The 3459-nt window shown below is 64.2% G+C and carries 4 protein-coding genes; all 4 read right to left on the minus strand.

Annotation, left to right across the window (positions count from 1 at the left end; translation table 11 throughout):
• Positions 1 to 67: 67 nt before the first annotated feature.
• Positions 68 to 526 (minus strand): TerB family tellurite resistance protein, encoded by a 459-nt coding sequence (locus tag BIS11_RS13255; protein ID WP_253424625.1) that lies wholly within the window; start codon positions 524 to 526, stop codon positions 68 to 70.
• Between the two features lie 75 nt (positions 527 to 601).
• Positions 602 to 1609 (minus strand): nucleoid-associated protein, encoded by a 1008-nt coding sequence (locus BIS11_RS13260; RefSeq protein WP_253424621.1) that lies wholly within the window; start codon positions 1607 to 1609, stop codon positions 602 to 604.
• A 61-nt stretch (positions 1610 to 1670) separates the two neighbouring features.
• Complete coding sequence (locus tag BIS11_RS13265) at positions 1671 to 2432, minus strand: ABC transporter permease (RefSeq protein ID WP_253424617.1); 762 nt, start codon at positions 2430 to 2432, stop codon at positions 1671 to 1673.
• On the minus strand, positions 2429 to 3364 hold the full coding sequence (locus tag BIS11_RS13270) for an ABC transporter ATP-binding protein (protein ID WP_253424614.1): 936 nt from the start codon (positions 3362 to 3364) through the stop codon (positions 2429 to 2431). Before BIS11_RS13270 ends, BIS11_RS13265 begins: the two co-directional genes overlap by 4 nt.
• Positions 3365 to 3459 lie beyond the last annotated feature (95 nt).

A 3459-nucleotide genomic window follows, 5' to 3' on the forward strand; every position in this document is an offset into this window, starting at 1 on the left:
GCAGCAGCTGAACCGGCTGGTGGCCAACGTGTTGATGCATTCAGGTCAAGGCAACACGCCGGAGTGATCACGCGTCGCGGTGCTTTTCTGCCTCGAGCTTGGCGCGGATGAAGTCGCCGTGGCCGACGTACAGAAGATCCGCCAGGCGGCGAATGCGGTGCTCCTCGAGCGGGTCGACAGTGCCATCCGCCCAGGCGAGCCGCCACATCAGGGCCACCAGCTCGCAGCGCTTCGCGTAGTCGTAGTGATCGTTGATCAGGCGCACGAACTGGTAGTGGTCCACCGCCTGCTCGACCTCGGCTTCGGCCAGTGCCATCAGCTCGGCCACCTGCGCGCCATCCAGCCGGTAGCGCGTCATCAGCATCTGCTCGAGCGCCGATCGTTCGGCCTCGGTCTGTTCGTAGTCGGCGCGCATCACTTCGCACAAGAGTGCGGCGGTCGCCAGCTCCAGGGTCAGGTGATGACGCTCACGCCGCTCCGGCTCGGCCAGCACCTCGTGGAAAAAATCTCGAATCGCCTCCAGCATGCGCTCTCCTCGCTACACAGGTTCATCCCGACAACCAACGATTCACCACTCACGATTCACGATTATTCACCCGCATCACCCCTTGCGCTTGGCGAGCTGCTCCTTGAGCTGCTTGGGCACCTGCTTGATGATCAGCCGGTCCTGGCCCTCGTCGTACTCGATGCTCGAGCCCAGAAGGTGCGAGTCGAAGCTGATCGAGACGCCGCCAGCGCGGCCGGTGAAGCGGCGAAACTGGCTCAGGGTCTTCTTGTCCGGCGGAATCTCCGGCGAGAGGCCGTAGTCGGCGTTGCGGATGTGATCATAGAACGCCTTGGGTGCGCGTTCGTCGACCAGCTCCGAGAGCTCGTCCAACGTCATCGGCTCGCCGCGGCGCATCTGCTCGCTGGCGTACTCCACCAGCGTATCGGTCTTCTCGCGACTGGTGTCTTCGTCGAAGTCCTCCTTTTCGACGTAGTCGCTGAACGCCTTGAGCAGCGTGCGGGTCTGCTCCGGAGCGTCGACTCCCTCCTCCACGCCGAGCACCGCCGCGACGCCGTCGCCAAGCTTCTTCGCGCCGCGATCCTTGAGAAACGACACGTACTGCTGGCTGCCCTCATCCTGCCGCCACTGGGTGATATTGACCCGCGCGGCAAGCGTCAACTGCTGGGCGTTGAGCTGGGCGGCAGGCACGGCCTGGTGGGCGTCATCGATGCCGATGCCTTCGCGCTGGTGCACCAGGGCGAAGAACAGCGTTTCGGTGTCGCCCTGGCGCTGGTGGGCGACGACCAGGTAGCCGCTCACCGAGAGCGCCTCCTTGAGCTCCGAGGCCAGGCGCTCGGTGAGCGCCGTGGTGAAGGCCAGGAAATCCTGCTCGCCGGCGAGGTAGGCCTTAAGCCAGGCCACCAGCGGCCCGGCCTGGTCGCCCTCGCTTGCGAAACGCCCCCAACCCTTGGCCTTGGTGTTGTAGGCATCCCCGAGCTTGCCGACGAGGCTCGCCATGTGCGCATCCTCCGGCGCACTGGCAGCGGGCGCGGGGGTCACGGTCAGGCGCTCCCCGTCGAGGGTGGGGTCCAGGCGATGCACGATGCTTTGCAGAAGCGGCATAAAAAGAGAAGCCTTTTAAACGAGGAAGCGGTCGACGGGAAGCGTTCGAGGAGAAACGCTCTCAGGGTTTCAGCCGATAGCCGGTGCGAAAGATCCAGCCCACGGTGGCCAGGCTTGCCGCCAGAAAGAGCGTGATCATGCCGACACTCGCCCAGAGGCTAACGTCGCTGATGCCGTAGAAGCTCCAGCGAAAGCCGCTGACCAAGTACACCACCGGGTTGGCGAGCGTCACGCTCTGCCAGAACGGCGGCAGCATGTCGATGGAGTAGAAGCTGCCGCCCAGAAAGGTCAGCGGGGTGATGATCAACAGCGGCACGATCTGCAGCTTGTCGAAGCCGTCGGCCCAGATGCCGATGATGAAGCCCAGGAGGCTGAAGGTGACGGCGGTGAGCACCAGAAAGGTCAGCATCCAGAACGGGTGGGCGATCTCGAGCGGCACGAAGAAGCTCGAGGTGCCCAGGATGATCAATCCAAGCAGCATCGACTTCGACGCCGCCGCCCCCACGTAGCCCACCACCACCTCGAGATACGAGATGGGCGCGGAGAGAATCTCGTAGATGCTGCCGGAGAACTTGGGAAAGAAGATGCCGAAGGAGGCGTTCGAGACGCTCTGGGTCAAAAGCATCAGCATGATCAGCCCGGGCACGATGAAGGCGCCGTAGCTCACGCCATCGATCTCGCTGATGCGCGAGCCGATCGCCGCGCCGAACACCACGAAGTAGAGCGAGGTGGAGATCACCGGCGAGACGATGCTCTGCAGAAGCGTACGTCGGGTACGCGCCATTTCCGCCATGTAGATCGAACGGACGGGGTAGAGGTTCATGAGCGCTCCTTGACCAGGTCGACGAAAATATCCTCCAGCGAGCTCTGCCGGGTGTGCACGTCCTTCACCAGAATCTCCTCTTCGTTGAGCACGCTCAAGAGCGCCGAGACGCCGCGCCCCTGCTCTTCCTGGTGGCCGTCGTAGGTGTACACCAGCGAGCGGCCGTCGTCGCTCAGGGTGAGCGTATCGACCTGAAGCCGCGCCGGCAGCATGAGCAGCGGCGTGTGAAGCTCGAGGGTGAGCTGCTTGCTGCCGAGCTTTTTCATCAGCGCCGTCTTCTCCTCCACCAGCACCACTTCGCCGCCGTTGATCACGCCGATGCGATCGGCCATCTCCTCGGCTTCCTCGATGTAGTGGGTGGTGAGAATGATGGTGACACCGTCGTCGCGAAGTCGGCGCACCACCTCCCACATGTCGCGGCGCAGCGCCACGTCGACGCCGGCGGTGGGCTCGTCGAGAAACAGGATGCGCGGCTCGTGGGAGAGCGCCTTGGCGATCAGCACGCGCCGCTTCATGCCGCCGGAGAGCGTGATCAACCGGTTGTCGCGCTTGTCCCACAGCGCCAGCGATTTGAGCACCTTCTCGATGTGGGCAGGATTCGGGGGCTTGCCGAACAGGCCGCGGCTGAAGCTCACCGTGTTCCACACCGTCTCGAACGCTTCGTTGGTCAGCTCCTGGGGCACCAGGCCGATGCGCTCGCGCGCTTGCCGGTACTGCTTGACGTTGTCGAAGCCGTCGACGGTGATGTGGCCGGCGGTGGGGTTGACCAGCCCGCACACCAGGCTGATCAGCGTGGTCTTGCCTGCGCCGTTGGGGCCGAGCAGGGCGAAGATTTCGCCACGCTGGATGGAGAGATCCACGTGCTTGAGCGCCTGAAAACCACCCTCGTAGGTTTTGTTCAGGCCTTGGATGGAAATGATCGGGTCGTTCAAGGCGTACTCCTCACACCGCGCCCGGCGCGCGGTGCCTGACAACCAGGGGCGCCGGCACGACCGCCGGCGCCGAGCGGCGAATTAGCTGCGGCGGG

Source organism: Halomonas sp. 707D4 (genome assembly GCF_024158685.1).
GTDB lineage: Bacteria > Pseudomonadota > Gammaproteobacteria > Pseudomonadales > Halomonadaceae > Vreelandella.

Bases quoted from the DNA above. Each gene is read 5' to 3' on its own strand.
- BIS11_RS13255 (WP_253424625.1), bottom strand. From the start codon at position 526: ATGCTGGAGGCGATTCGAGATTTTTTCCACGAGGTGCTGGCCGAGCCG.
- BIS11_RS13265 (WP_253424617.1), bottom strand. From the start codon at position 2,432: ATGAACCTCTACCCCGTCCGTTCGATCTACATGGCGGAAATGGCGCGT.
- BIS11_RS13260 (WP_253424621.1), bottom strand. From the start codon at position 1,609: ATGCCGCTTCTGCAAAGCATCGTGCATCGCCTGGACCCCACCCTCGAC.